The sequence below is a fragment of the Myroides odoratimimus genome (genome assembly GCF_001485415.1).
GTDB lineage: Bacteria > Bacteroidota > Bacteroidia > Flavobacteriales > Flavobacteriaceae > Flavobacterium > Flavobacterium odoratimimum.
In genome coordinates this window covers 1-15,752 of the sequence record NZ_BCMQ01000024.1, presented here as the reverse complement: position 1 = coordinate 15,752, position 15,752 = coordinate 1, and the positions used below count along the sequence as shown (strand labels likewise).

The 15,752-nt window shown below is 30.9% G+C and carries 6 protein-coding genes; 3 read left to right on the top strand and 3 right to left on the bottom strand.

Features of this window, described 5'->3' with window-relative positions; all coding sequences use genetic code 11:
- Window positions 1-206: 206 nt before the first annotated feature.
- The gene (locus MODO_RS15645) at window positions 207-8,381 is read left to right on the top strand and encodes a hypothetical protein (protein WP_059051358.1); all 8,175 of its coding nucleotides are present in this window, start codon (window positions 207-209) and stop codon (window positions 8,379-8,381) included.
- A gap of 196 nt (window positions 8,382-8,577) precedes the next feature.
- Here MODO_RS15645 and lpdA read toward each other — a convergent pair whose 3' ends face one another.
- The 3 genes from lpdA to MODO_RS15630 all read right to left on the bottom strand — a co-directional run bounded on the left by lpdA (window position 8,578) and on the right by MODO_RS15630 (window position 11,640).
- Complete coding sequence (lpdA, locus tag MODO_RS15640) at window positions 8,578-9,981, bottom strand: dihydrolipoyl dehydrogenase (protein ID WP_006258839.1); 1,404 nt, start codon at window positions 9,979-9,981, stop codon at window positions 8,578-8,580.
- A 113-nt stretch (window positions 9,982-10,094) separates the two neighbouring features.
- Window positions 10,095-10,973: a diacylglycerol/lipid kinase family protein gene (locus tag MODO_RS15635; protein WP_059051354.1), complete on the bottom strand. Its 879-nt coding sequence runs from the start codon at window positions 10,971-10,973 to the stop codon at window positions 10,095-10,097.
- 358 nt (window positions 10,974-11,331) lie between these two features.
- Window positions 11,332-11,640 (bottom strand): rhodanese-like domain-containing protein, encoded by a 309-nt coding sequence (locus tag MODO_RS15630; protein WP_006261228.1) that lies wholly within the window; start codon window positions 11,638-11,640, stop codon window positions 11,332-11,334.
- Window positions 11,641-11,963: 323 nt separating this feature from the next.
- Between MODO_RS15630 and MODO_RS15625 the strand changes: the two genes are divergently transcribed.
- Together MODO_RS15625 and MODO_RS15620 are read left to right on the top strand one after the other, a co-directional pair.
- Window positions 11,964-14,303 carry an outer membrane beta-barrel family protein gene (locus MODO_RS15625; protein WP_059051352.1) on the top strand — a complete coding sequence of 780 codons (2,340 nt, stop codon included), beginning with the start codon at window positions 11,964-11,966 and terminating at the stop codon, window positions 14,301-14,303.
- Window positions 14,304-14,505: 202 nt separating this feature from the next.
- A complete protein-coding gene (locus tag MODO_RS15620; RefSeq protein WP_006258819.1) occupies window positions 14,506-15,675 on the top strand; it encodes an IS4 family transposase in 1,170 nt (389 codons plus the stop codon).
- Window positions 15,676-15,752 lie beyond the last annotated feature (77 nt).

Sequence of the window (15,752 nt, the reverse complement as noted above, 5' to 3'; positions counted from 1 at the left end):
AGAACGAATGTTTGGTTAGAAAGCTTTCGTTTTTTATTCAATAGATTTGACACAACTGTATCTAGTTGAAAGGCTTGGAAGTTGATGATTTTTATTGTTATAGAGCTGAAAATTTTGATAAAATTAAAAAAGATAAAGAAATGTTTAATAGTAGTAAGGTTATGTTATTAAAACTTATGTCTAACAATTACGAATGTTAATAAATTATGGGTTGTATTAATAAAAACCATACAGAGTTTATAAAGGCTGCTGCAGAGTTCTCTTCTTTATCAGAGAAAACAGTAGAAGCTATTGCAGACCTTTATATGCTTAAGTATAGAACAGACAGCTTTCCACCTTTAGAGAAAGCCATTTATCATAAAGAAAAGGGAGTAGAGCTACAGGATCTACTCTCTCCTTTTCAGCATAAACCTTATTTAGATAGAATCAGTAAGGCCACTGGGGAGAACTATAGTAACAGATTAGTAGAACTTACTAGAATGTATATTGAGTTTAGAAAAACCCAAGAGGACGATACTGCTATAATGACAGATGCTGATATAAATAACTTCGCTAAGTATTTAGTAGATAAACCTTCTACTTATTTAGAAGAAGCTCTTAAGGATTTAGCTAATTCTGTAGGAGAAACTACAGCTAATAAATTTAAAGCAGAGCTAGGTGATAATGATATACTTACTCTTACATTTGGAATTGACTTTAGAACTAGAGAAGGTGTAGAAGCAGTAAGAGAGGTAGAAAGAACTAAAGATATAGTAATATTAGATCATTATAACTTACCTAAATTATATGATTCTAACTTAGGTTCTTTCTATTTAAATCTTAATGGTAAAAAATCTTTCTTAGATCCTAGTGTTACTTCTCTTATGAAACCTCAATTTAGCGATAGTGTAATTAACTTTGTGTTATCTAATTACTTCTTATCTAATGTAAACATGCCTGTTAAAGATTATTTCAGGGATGAAGTTAAACGCGTACTTGTAGAAGGTACTAGAGACAAAGTAAGTGCTATAGAGAAACAAGTTAAAGAAGACTTATTAGCTGAAAATCCTAGTTTAAAAACTAATGGTTCTGAGCTAGCTGAATTAGTAGAGGAAGCATTAGAAGAGAATGAGGAGTACATAGAGTTAGACCAACTTGTTAGTATAGCTGACTTGTTAGAAACTAATGAAGATGCTTGGGAACTACTAGAGTCTAGATTAGGTACTATTTTAAAAGACTATAAATTCGAAATGAACCCTGAAGTAGAGCAAACTACAGATGAAGATAATAACTTAATAGAGTCAGAGGAAGACGATAAAATTACAAATGAAATTACAATAGGTGAACAATACGATAAGAGAATGGATTATGTTAATCCTCTTTATGGTATAAACCCTTTAGTACAAAGACTATTCATAGGTATACCTGTAATAGAAGGTGATGCTTATGTTTATAATGAAGCTATACCTGAGATATACTTATATGAAAATCCTAGAAATATAGAGTCTAAAGTACTTAATATATTAGCTAACTCACATAGGGTGACGACAACTGTCAATATTCCTCTATCGGCAATGTCATCTGTAGAAGTTACAGATTTCTTTGAAGTTATGGTAGACAAGTTATATAACTATAATCAGGAAAATAATGACTATACAATAGGTGAAGTATTATCTAAAATAGATGATATGAGAAATAAAGCTGAGGAAGATGACTCTAGTATGGAATTATTTGAAGACTTTAAAAAAGAATTTGTAAGCTCTTTCTCACTTAACACTAAAAACTACAGTGTATCTATAGTAGATGTAGTACATCCTGAAACAAATACAAGTGACTCATTTAAAGATTACAGTAAATCTAAGATAAGACTTACTATGAGTAATTTCGATACTCTTAGTGACTTAAGATCTGAAATGTTAAGTAGTATAGTATCTTCTTTACCTGCTAGTTCTCTTATAGAGGATAAAAGAGGTAGGAAGTTATTTGATATGAGTAAGCTAGATGTTGCTGCTTCTCATATTATAAAATACCATTCTAGTAAAAGTGCAGAAAGAATAGATATAGCTACTATTAAGAAGTCATTAGACAACGTATTAGGCCTAGGATTAACTGATTATGAATTAGAACTTATAGTTAATGAATCACTAACAGTACTTCCTAGTAAAGCTATAGGTTATGATGGTTCTTCTTATCAAGCTAATGTTAAGATATCTAAGTTATTAGATGATTATATGACAAGTTCAGATCCTGAGACTAAAAAGTTATTAGCTGAGTATCTTACTAAGAAGAATACTAATAATAACTTATTCGGTACTATAGTTAATGTCCTTAATGACTCAAGAAGGAAAGAACAGCATAATACATTTGTATTAGGTAATAAAAACTTATATGGTTATAGCGGTACTAGCTTCTTAAATTTAGTATTAGGTGATATAAAAGAAGGTACGTCAGAAGGTATTCTTAAGGGATTCAAAGGTACGCATAATGCTCTTTATGAGTACTTTAACGCATTAGACGAAGGAGACTCAGGTAGTTTATTCTCTGAAGGTAGAATTAATAAAGCAAAAGCTATTAGGGCTAGAGAGATAACTATGCTTGATGATACTGCTATGAAGGAAGAAGATGAACAAGTAGTGTCTACTACCGATAGTTCTGTTCTAGATAAATTAGTAGTAAATTATCTTAGGTTTACAAATAGTGAAAATAGTTACTATAGTAGTAAAGATGATGATGCTAACCCTAAAAATACAGATATATATCATTTACCTATCGCTGCAGATGGTAATATGTCTATTGTATTTACAGGTATAGATAGAGGTAATAATGGTACTTTATTAAAAACCAATAATTACTTTAGAATAGATGCAGATGGTACTATTCAGACTAATGAAGTACTTATGAAGGCTTATTCTAAAAAGAAATTATCTCAAGTATTAGAGAGAATACGTAGAGCTGAAGTTCTTATAGAAGACTATGTTAATATAGATAATCTATCTGCAGAAGAAATTGACAGTAAACTTGTAGAAGCTAACCTTATTCTTCCTATTGAAATGCCAATAGAAGATAAGAGAAATGTCTTACGTCAAGACTATCATTTGCGTAATCTAGATAGAGGATATCACTATGCAACTAATAAGAACTTAGATGATCCTAAAGTAAAGTTAGACTATAAAGACTTCTTAGGCGGTACATACCACAGAGGGGGGCATTTAAACGATATATTAAGAGAAAGTACTCAAGAGTTCTTTAGTTCACTAGATAATAAAGAACTAGTAGACAGCGAACCTTATATGCTTTATAAAGATATTAGACTAAAAGCTACTGCAAGTATTAAATATCCACAAATGAGTCAATCTTTACATTCTCTGTTACCTGTATTGGAAACGGATACTAGTGCTGTATCTAATACTGACGTTATAAATGAGAATGAGTTATTCTTAGATTTACATGAACTTATTAAAAGTGAAATACTTAATGTAGTTGACTCTGAGTATGGTAAAATAAAGGATATAGTTGTAGCTAATGATACTAAAGGGAATGAGTTCCGTCTAGGAGAGATAGCGTTAGATACAATGCGTGGTATAGATAAGACTGAAGGGTTAGATAGACTTACCATGGTAGAGAAAGGTTGGAAGAATTATATATTCAATACTATTATATATAACACAGAGTTTACTGATATGTTTAATGGTGGTTTTGATAAATACAAACAACCGAAAGTTAAAATAAAAGAAGACGGTACTGTAGATTACAGTTCTATTATATTAGATACTGTGGATTACGGTAAACGTTCTCCTTCACCAATGAAAGAGTTAGACCGTATGGTTAATAACTTCAGCAGTGAACCTGATATACGAGATGTTGTATCTTATAATGGAACTGTTACTAGTGTTAATAGAAATGCTTTCACAACTTTAGCTATAGTTAAGGATGTTGAAGTACAATCTAAGTACATAAATGATATTAAGAAAGCAACTAAGTTATCTAGTTATATTTCTAATATAGCGGATGCCCAAACATTTGCTTCACCTGCTTTCTATAAAAAATGGATTACTTCTATAAAAAATGGTTGGACATCTCACGATGAAGCTATGTATAATAAGCTTATGGATCCTAACTATAAAATAGATAAGGAAGTAAAGGAATGGTTAAAGGTAACAGGTAACTTCCTTGCAGGTACTGAAAAACCATTTGGTTATGGTTTATTAGATAGTAAGTATAACTATAAAGAGGGAGATGATGCTTTCTTTAATAATACACCTTTGATGCTTAAAACATCTTTCTACTTCTTATTCCCTGCTCTTATGTCAGGTACTAGAGGTAATGAGATATTAAAAGCTATGGAAGGACAAGGAGTTGAGCTAGTATCGTTTGAATCAGCTGTTAAGACTAATTCAGTTACGCCTACTAACTTAGTTTCTGTAAATCAGTTTAATGAATATGAGGATATCATGGATTACAACGAGGATCCTTTCTCTTATTCTCCTGGCAAGTTTAGATTAAATCCTTTCATCATACCTAATGATTTCATAGGTAGACAACAAGACACACCAAATAAAGGTGCGTATGAGGGTGATGCTCCTAAACAAGCTATGAAAAACATATTAGCTAACTTAGATATTTCCTCTGAGGAGAAGAACTATACCTATAAAGGAAAGAACTATACTGCAAAGGAAATGTTCGATAAGGTAACTAGTATGGGTAATACTATTATCAATAAACAAATTGATAAGTTTAAAAGAGATATGTATACTGATAAATACGGTGTATATTCTGATAGACTTAACGATGCTAAAATACGTAACTTAGTTATAACACAATTAGATCCTGTTAAAGACATGGATAATATTAAGTTATTAAGAGATCCTAATGTACCTATCGCTACAATGATTAGTAGTACACAATGGATATTACCTATAATAACTAAGAAAATCGATAAGCAAGTTGCTCAAGTAAATACTAATAAAGGTTCTGTAGTTCAGGTAGCTGATATAGGTCTTAGTAGTGTTACTGATATTGATAAGACTGAGATATTACAAGTTGGTGATAGTTTAGAATTAGCTCCACCTATTCCTGTTAAATTTAGTATGCTTTCTGAATCGGATAGAAACGTATTACAATCAACGTTTGAGACTGAAATAGAGCCAAATTCTACTGTTTATTTCAATGAGGAAGGTATACCTTCACTTGACCCTGAAAGTGGTAAAATGAGGATATCTAAGGCTAAAGTACTTATGCCTTTTAAAGATTTAAATATAGGTATCAGTTGGGAACAATTTAAGTTACTAATGGCTAATGGTAAAGTCGATAAAGAGATATTCCGTAATATATTAGCATATCGTATTCCTAACCAAGCTATATCTTCTAACGATAGTATTGAGATAGTTGGTATATTACCACCTTATCATAGTGACTCTGCTATAGTTTACCATGATATTACTAATAAAACAGGTTCTAACTTTGAGATTGATAAGCTTTATCTGATGTTTCCTTCTTATAAGATAAATAGAAAGAATGTATTAACAGGAGAGTCTAAAGAACAAATAGATTTATTAAAGAAAGAAGGTATAGAAAATAAGAGTATTGCTGAATTTATGCAGTATACTAATTTTACAGGTTCTTCTATATTATCACAATTAGCAGATATACCTGAATTATATAATCTATTCTTAAGTAAAGGTATAGTTAATAGTAAAAGCAAAGTTATATCAGATAGACCTTTCTATGATATAATGTTAAACTTAGATGAAATACAGGAAGCTATTGAGAATACTTCTAAGTCATTAGAAGATAGTAATGGTAATAATTACGATGCTTTTGAAGTAACAGAAGACATAGAGAATGCCTATTTAGCTAAAGTTAGATTTAATATAGAACAAATAGAAAGTAGAAATACTAGAGTAAGTGAAGTTTTAGACTCATTAGCTAGAGAAGAAGTTACTACTAGTATAGATATGGCTAGTGGTGATAATACAAAAGGTAATCAAAATGATTTTATACAATTGTATCTTTCTATATTAGAGAGTGCTACTACATATCCTGATCTTATTACACCTTTAGACTCTAACTCTGTACTAGGTGAAGATTACTATAAAAATAGTGTTATTAAGAAAACATTATTTGATAGATTCGCATATAAAGAAACAGGTAAATTACCTAATAAACTTAATGAAGAAGAGTTAACTAAAGTAAGAGAAAGCTATGATAAGTCCATTAGACTTAGAGTATTACAACAGTTCTCTCCTATTACTAGACATAAAGTAAAGGATGATATGGATAAGGCTAAGAATCTAGTTGCTGTAATGGCTAATCATATGAGCGATGTTCCTTATACTCAATTGTTTAAGCAGAAGATGAAATACTCTTTCTTAAATTTTACAAATGAGTATGATAAATCTAGAGTATTAGAAGGTTTATTTGATAAGACTGTTAAGATTGGAACTAAGGATATGAAACTTAGTGATATTAACCAAACTATGCTTGTTTCTTGGTTAATGAATGCTGCTGTAGATGCTGCTAAAGATAACTATATTATTGAAGGTAACTTTAATACTTATACTGCTCCTGCGGCAATGTTTATGACTAGAGTTGGATTAAGCCCATTACAGGTATTCTCTATATTAACGTCTGATGCCGTACAAAAGATAACATATGACAATACAAATAACAAGTCTATAATAGCTAATCTAAAAGTTAATGATAGTAAAGCCGACTTACTATTAGATGAAGCGAATAGACTACTAGCATACTTAAATGAAAAAAATAAAACATTCCATGATTTATTTACATCTGAAAGTGTGTTAAAAGAAGATAGAGTTCTAGCTGAAAACTATACCATGGGAGACGCTTTAAGAGGTCTGTGGGGTATTGTTACCCCTATAGGTAAAGCAATGAGTAATGCTATTAAATTAGGTAAACCTGATTCTGAAGGAACAGGATCTAGTTATGGTAAAATGGTGGCTAAAAGAAACATACTTAAAGTGGTTCAAGCTGAAGATGCTTTCCATGGTACAGTAGATAAATTAGTAGGGTTCTCTGATGTGTCTCAATCTGAAAAATACCAAATGCTGGATGATTTTCAAGATAAAAACTTAGATAGATTTACTGTATTAGGTAGTACATTTAACGCTCAAAACTTAGGTAGAAAGATATTAGGAGATTTTACATTAGAAGGAGCTAAAGGGTACATTAACCTTATAAATGATTTATCTGCTGTATTAGGTGAAACACTTACTACAAAAGAAGATAGAATAGCAGAACTAAATAACGCTGTATATTCTTATATCGTATCTAAAGTATTAGATCCTTTTAAATATAGAGGGATGGGTATAGGTATGGTTAGAAATAACGACAATCTAGCTGTTCTTAAAGAGTCTTTATATAAAAACATAAAGAAATACAAAACACATTATAAGAATAGGGCTAATGGTTCTTTCTTTAGAAATATATTACTAGATGATGCAAATAGTAAGATTACTTTAGGAACTATGAACATAAACGATACATCTATTAATACCTATAAAGCAGAGTTAGGTTTGTTAGAGGAAATTAATCCATATATAACGCAGGATATTTTAATGTATTCTTTGTTAGATAATGGATTACGACCTACTAAAGATAGTATATATAAAGCTATACCTAACTCTACTTCAGTTATAATGGGGTTAGGTAATAAACTAGAAGCTGTAAGACAAGCTTTGTCTAATGGTGACTATAATACTCCTTTTACTATAAATGGTGTAACTGAGTCTATTAGTATAAGTAATGTAGTAAAGTATATAGCTATGCGTAATCCTAAGAACTATAGATTTGTTAAACCTTTATATGCTAATATGTTTACTGACAACAAACGTACTGCATTTGTACATGAACCTACTTACACAACTAGAGGACTAGCTACATTTGAATTATATAAAGATAAGGATAAGTTTAAAACAGGTAATAATGTTAGATTTGATATTACAGATCCTGAGTTTAAAAACAAGATTACTACATTTAATGGTAAACCTGCACTAGTTATAAATTTCTATAATAAAGGAAATAAGAAGAGTTATTTAGGATATCTTACAGATCATTTCCAAAGTGATGAAAACACTAACGGTAGGGAAATGTTAGTATATACTTTAGAAGAATATGATAAGTTTAATACTAAGGTTAGAGTATCTCAAGTAAGTAAATCTCTACATGTAGAGAACAATATAGCTCCTTTTAGTTCTGACTATACTAAGCTTAGAGATATGCAATTAGGTAGAAAAAGTACTAAAGAAGTAGAAGCTGAGGTTAATATATTTGAAACAAATCTACTAATAAAAAATAAATCTAAAAGCCAATATAATGTTAGTATTACAGATAATAATAAAGGGGTATTAAACGAACGTAATACCGCTTATACTATTATTTAATATGGAAATACAAATAGCTTTTTCCTTTATTTAGACTCCCTTCAGAAACATTAGATAGCTTATCTTCTATTCTTAAATATCCTGCTTGAAAATCAGCTTCTAAATTACCTTTACATAGGATCTCGTTAGTTGATTATTAAAACAGAAAAAGCCTAGAATATATCTAGGCTTTTCTATGTATTTCAGTATAATCAGATTATACGTGTAATGCTCTGTTATCAGTTGCAGCTAACGCAGCTTCTTTAATAGCTTCTGCGAAAGTAGGGTGAGCGTGAGACATTCTAGAGATATCCTCTGCAGATGCTCTGTACTCCATAGCTACTACTGCTTCAGCGATTAAGTCTGCAGCACGAGCTCCTACCATGTGTATTCCTAATACTTCGTCAGTATTTTTATCAGCTAATATTTTAACTAATCCATCTGTTTCAGCACTTGCTCTTGCACGTCCTAAAGCTTTGAATGGGAAGCTACCAGCTTTGTACTCAATTCCTTCAGCTTTTAATTGCTCTTCTGTTTTTCCAACAGCTGCAACTTCTGGCCAAGTGTAAACTACACCAGGGATTAAGTTATAGTCAATATGAGGTCTTTGTCCTGCTAAGAACTCAGCTACCATTACTCCTTCTTCTTCAGCTTTATGAGCTAACATAGCACCACGTACTACGTCACCGATAGCGTAGATATTAGAAGCAGAAGTTTGTAAATGATCATTTACCTCTACTTGTCCTCTTTCTGTTAATTTAACTCCAGCTTTGTCAGCGTTTAATCCATCAGTATATGGACGACGACCTACAGCTACTAAAGTGTAATCTCCTTCTAGAGTCACTAATTCTCCTTTTTTATCTTCTGCAGTTACTGTTACTACATCTCCTTCACGCACTACTCCTTGTACTTTGTGAGAAGTATAGAACTTCATACCTGCTTTTTTAAGCACTTTAGTTAATTCTTTAGATACAGCGCTATCCATTGTAGGTAATACTCTATCAGCATACTCTACTACAGATACTTTAGATCCTAATCTCATGTATACTTGACCTAATTCAAGACCGATTACACCACCACCGATTACGATTAAGTGTTTAGGTACTTCAGGAAGTTTTAAAGCTTCTGTTGAAGTAATTACTCTTTCTTTATCTAAAGTAATGAATGGTAAAGTAGATGGTTTAGATCCTGTAGCAATAATACTATGTTTAGCTTCGAATGTTTCTACACTTCCGTCTGCTTTAGTTACATTGATAGTAGTTGCGTTCTCAAATGATCCAACTCCTTCAAAAACAGTAATCTTGTTCTTGTCCATTAGATATTTAACACCTGAAGATGTTTGATCAACTACTGCTTGTTTTCTTTCGATCATTTTTGATAAATCGAACTTTACTTCTCCAGTGATTTCTATTCCGTGATCAGCAAAATGAGCAATCTCTTCCATGTGATGAGATGATGCTAACAATGCCTTAGAAGGAATACACCCTACATTAAGACAAGTTCCTCCTAAGTTAGAGTATTTCTCTACTATAGCAGTTTTAAATCCTAATTGAGCACAACGAATTGCTGCTACATATCCTCCAGGTCCTGAACCAATTACAACTACGTCAAATGAATTCATAATATATTATCTTATTTGTTGTTTTTATATATCTTACAAAGTTACACTTTTTATATAATTTAGTCTAAAAAGAGAACTTTAAAGTTTCTTAATTTTATCAATAATAATCACTACTAGCACAATACTCTTAGTCCTCCTTTAATAACTCGGATCTCAAACTGATTAGTATCGTACTCATAATATTCTCCATCCATCTGAAAACCATTTCTTTCTTGCCCTATGATCTCTACTGTAATATAATCAGACTGAACATAATCTGTCTTTCTGAATTTCTCTGTTTTCTTTAAGATCACATAGAGTCCAAAAGTCAATTGTTTTAATAAATTGATTTTTGGCACCATTAGATAATCTAATAGTCCATCTGTCAGACTTGCTTTCGGAGTTAGAGACATATTATATCCCATCTCATTAGAGTTAGAGATAAATAATAGTAGCGGATTTACTTCTTTGGTTTGCCCTTTATACGTAACGAGCATTCTCTTCGCTTTATACTGTTGAGCAGAGTTTAATGCTGCTTTGATATAAGCACCTAATTTGCGCTTACCTGATTTTTCATAGTTATCTATAATAGTAGCATCTATACCGAATCCCATATTACTAAAGAAATATTCTCCATTAATACTACCGACATCCATATTCATTACTTTTCCATCGCGTACACGTATTATCGCCTGCTCTATATCTTTAGGAATAGATAGATTAGAAGCTAATCCATTACCTGAACCTACAGGTACTACACCAAATACAACATCCTTACCCACTACTTGTGTAGCTACTTCATGAATGGTCCCATCCCCTCCACAAGCTACGATAACATCTGCACCTGCTGATAGTGCCTGCTGTGTTAATTCGATAGCATGTCTCTTATAAGTAGAATATAGTACGTGTATATCAAATGCTTTTTCATCAAAGAATGTTTTAATATAATCTGCAGTAATATTGTGCTTTCCTTTTCCAGAAATTGGATTAACGATAAAAAAGATTTTTTTCATAATAAGATTTGAAATATATCATAGCTCGTACAGTATGTACGCTATGTGAATACAAATATACAAAGCTATTCTAATAATGATATCGCATAATACTTATGATATCCTTAAAATTTAGGTTAGCGTATCTTTTTATAGGCATACTGTACATCATAGATATAGCGTCTCGCTTGCTGATTCTAGGGGATTGCTTGCGGTTTTCTTGCAGTTTCCTTGCCCAGAGCACCTCTTTCTCGAAGGAATGTGCAAGAATACCCCTAGCATAGTGCAAGTATATTCATCTATAAATAGATTAGAGATAAGGTAAAATAACCGTATAGATGCAAAAAAGCCAACTCTAATGAATTGGCTTTAATATACTTTATTTAATAGGACCTTCCCATTCTGTAATACCTCCTAAAAGGTTATGTGTCTCTTCGAAACCTAAAGACTCCATTACATGACATGCTTGGCTACTTCTTCCACCTGATTTACAATAGATATAGTAAGCTTTAGTTTTGTCTAGATTAGCTATTTCATCTAAAAAACCTTGTCCTTTATAGATATCTATATTGATAGAACCTGGGATAGCCTTCTCTTCTACTTCTTCTTCTGTACGTACGTCTAGTATAATAGCATTAGAATCAGCTTGCGCTTTTTCCCACCATTGTTCTTGTGATAAATTTGTCATTGTTTGTTCTTTTAGTAATTGGGTCAAATATAAAGTTATTCTATTTCAAATGAAATTTTTTTAAAATAAATTGATTTGACCTTGAACTATAACTTGAAATTCTTGAGGTACTTCTTACTCTTATCAGGACGGGCTTTCCTATTTATAAAAAGAATTTCTAGAAACCCAAGTTATTGATATTAACAATTATATAATTTATTTTTGTTAAATTAATAAAATATTTTGTTTGATATAAACATTCATCTCTAATCTAAAGTCTATAAGCGCTTAGGTTATCTTAGATATTGTGCATCCTATCACTATTGATAATTAATTATTTTTGTATGAAGTATAGTTTATTTATCCTTTTTCTGCTTTTTACATTTACCTGTAAAGCACAGTATCGCATTACAGGGCAATTAAAAGATAACAATAATGAAGTTATCTTCAATTGTGCTATTAAGCTAAAGAAACAAGATACAATAATCAGAAGTGTACTTTCTGATGAAAGTGGCAACTTTGCAATTGAAAATATTCAAGAGGGACTATATAGCCTAGAGCTAGTCCCTATTCATTACAATGACTATAAAGTATCTATCCATGTAGCTAGTGATATTTCGTTAGGTATTATTTCCCTTTCTGAAAAAATACTAGAGTTAGATGAACTTATTATTACAAGTCAAAGAAAACCTGTTAAACAAACTGATACAGGAGTTATTCTTAATGTGTCAGGCACACGATTACAAAATCAGCCTGATTTGATATCAATTTTAAATTACGCTCCTACTATATCAACGAATAATGGTCTTAAAGTATTGGGAGATGATAATATTCTGATACAATTAGATGGAAAAGATATTCAAATAGATAAAAGTAGAATCTCCACTTTTTTAGAAACAATAAATCCTAAAACAATAGAGAATATCGAAGTTATAGATCGAGTAGATGGAAGCGTTCAAAGCAATAAAACAAGCCTCATCAAGATTACGACTATCCAAAAAGAGGGCTGGAGCGGCAATATAAGACAAGGTCTTCTATATAATGACAAAGGTGGCTATTCTACTGATGCAAGTTTATTCTATAAAAGAGAACAACTTAGGGTATTTGGAAATTACTATCACTCAAGACACAAAACAAGTTCAAAAGGACATGAATCTCAGATAAGAAGTAATAGTCAACTTTATTATACAAATACAGAAAATAGTAAATTAAATAGAAAAAGTGACTATGTTACATTGGGGGCTGACTATGACTTCAACGATAATAGCAGTATAAGCTTTCTCTATCTCTTTGAAGATGACCAAGACCATGACCACCAACGTGAAGTATCTTCTCAAATTACTGGACATCTTATAGAGTCTGACTCTCTAGTCCTGTCCAAAGCCTATTTTAATCAAATAAATAAGATGCATTCTTTCTCATTATCATTTACTAATGTTTTAGATAGTTTAGGTTCTAAATTCAATACAAGTATTGATATTGCTAAAAAATATTATACTAACCCTTTTTATCAATTGAATTCTTTTCAAAATGATTATAATCTGATAAAAGAAGAAAATCAACAAAACTCTAGATCCAATAATGACATATATGCTTTTAATATTTCAAGGAAGAAGAAGTATCAAGATAAAAAAGAATTTTCATTAGGAGCCAGAGCTTCTTTAGTAGATAATAAGGATGGCTTTCACTTTTTAGATTTAAAAAATGAACAATGGATAACCAATACAGATTTTTCAAATGATTTTTTTCTAAAGGAGTACATTCTATCTGTCTATTCTATTTTCTCTATGCCTATAAAAGAGAAATCTAAACTATCTTTAGGTCTAAGAGCTGAATATAACTATAATTATTATACAAATGGCTCTGTAGAAGGAAATAATCATAACTTAAGGCTATTGCCTAATATCTCCTACTCTACTAAAGTATGGGATAATAAACTTTATATTTCAGCTTCACAACGAGTATCAAGACCGAGTTACTCACTATTTAATCCCACTTATATTAAAAGTAGCCCATTAAGTGCCTATATGGGGAATGAGAACTTAAAACCCATAGATATATACAGTTTACAAATAGGATATAGTTTAAAGAATAATTTACGATTAGATTTAAGATATCGTTATTTAGAAAACAATATTTTGACAATTCCTCGAAATACCAATGGAATCTTAATTACTAGCCCTACTAATATAGGGTATAGAAATGACCTATATACCTTTGTTTCTTTCCCTTATAAAATCAGTGATTGGTGGGAAACCAATACAAAATTGACAGGTGCTTACTTAGAGCTCAAGCTACCAACTCAAAAGTTTAGTTCACTATATGCTGATTTTAGTATAAACAATACTTTTTATTTACCTTTAGATATAGAATTAAACGCTTATTACTCTTATACATCGGCTTACAGAATACTATACACTAAAAATAAGAATATTAATTCTTTAAATCTAAATATATCTTATCCTATATCTCGTTCATTCAATTTACATGCAGGAGTTAATGATGTATTTAATTCTCTTAGATCTAGTACTGAATATGATTTTAACGGTATATATAATTACAATTATAATAAATTTAATTCAAGGTCATTCTCTGTATCCGTTTCTTATAATTTCTCAAAGGGAAAAGAAGTAGATGATGATATAAGAAATACAGGTATAGAAGAAGAGAAAAGAAGGTTTTAAACTTTAAAATTATCTCTAGGTTAATCAAAAGAATTGTGATTTAGTTTTGATTTTTATCCTATCCTATTACTTTGATAAAACGATACTCTTTTATGTATTCAGTCAATAGCGTCCTAAACATTTAAAAAAAGGCACAAAAAAAGAGAGTTAATTTCGGATCTCAAATTATCTTTGAGTTGCACACCTAAAAAAGACTCTCTCGATGGTAAATATAACACTGTTTTCACAAATAATAGCAAAACTTGATCGTTCAAAATTCAAAAAAATCGTAAAAGAAAAACAGACAGACAAACACAACAAAGGATTTAATAGTTGGAGTCACCTTGTCTCTATGTTATTTTGTCATTTTGCCCGTAGCAAATCTGTTCGTGATATTAGTAATGGACTTCGTTCAGCCACAGGCAACCTAAATCACCTTGGTATAGATAGAGCACCATCTAAATCCTCAGTAAGTTATCAGAACATAAACAGAACTCATAAACTTTTTAAAGAGTATTATTTTGTTTTACTTCAAAGTTTAGGACAGCACCCCAAATTTAAACAAGTGAAGTTTAGAATCAAGTCAAAAATCTTACTATTGGACTCCACCACAATATCACTATGCTTGAGCATCTTTGATTGGGCTAAATACAAAACCAATAAAGGAGCAGTTAAAATGCACACATTACTTGATTTTGATGGAAATCTACCAGCTTATATCAATATTACTAATGGTAAAACAGCTGATAATAAAGGAGCTTATGATATTCCTTTACTTAAAGGTAGTGTTATAGTTGCCGATCGTTTTTATAATGATTTTAGCCTTTTAAACGTTTGGGACAGCAAACAAGTATTCTTTGTCATTAGACATAAAGACAACTTAAAATTTGAAACAATTAAAGAGTTGGAACTACCTGAGAATAGACATCAAAATATTTTAAAAGATGAGATAATTACTTTAACTAATAGTAACTCAAAACAACTATATCCTAATAAACTAAGACGAGTAGCGGTATGGGATCAAGAAAATGAGCAAGTTATAGAGCTTATCACAAATCAATTTACTTGGACTGCTAATACAATTAGTGAGCTTTATAAAAGTAGATGGATGGTGGAAATATTCTTTAGAGACCTTAAACAACTTCTACACATTAAGTCTTTTATAGGAACTTCAGAAAATGCTGTAATGATACAAATTTGGACTGCACTTATCACTATTTTAATACTGAAAGCTCTACGTGCTCAGTCTCAATTTGGTTGGCATTTATCTAATTTAGTCGCTTTTATACGTCTAAACCTTTTTGTTAAAATTGAACTGCAAAAATGGTTAGATAATCCGATAAATGAGGTAGAAAAACCCCCTCCAAAATTGATACAGGGGGTTCTGTTTTAAATTTTATCGAAATATCATCTATAACCTACTAAAATGGGAGGATATTTTATGCCTTAAATTTATTTAGGACGCTATTG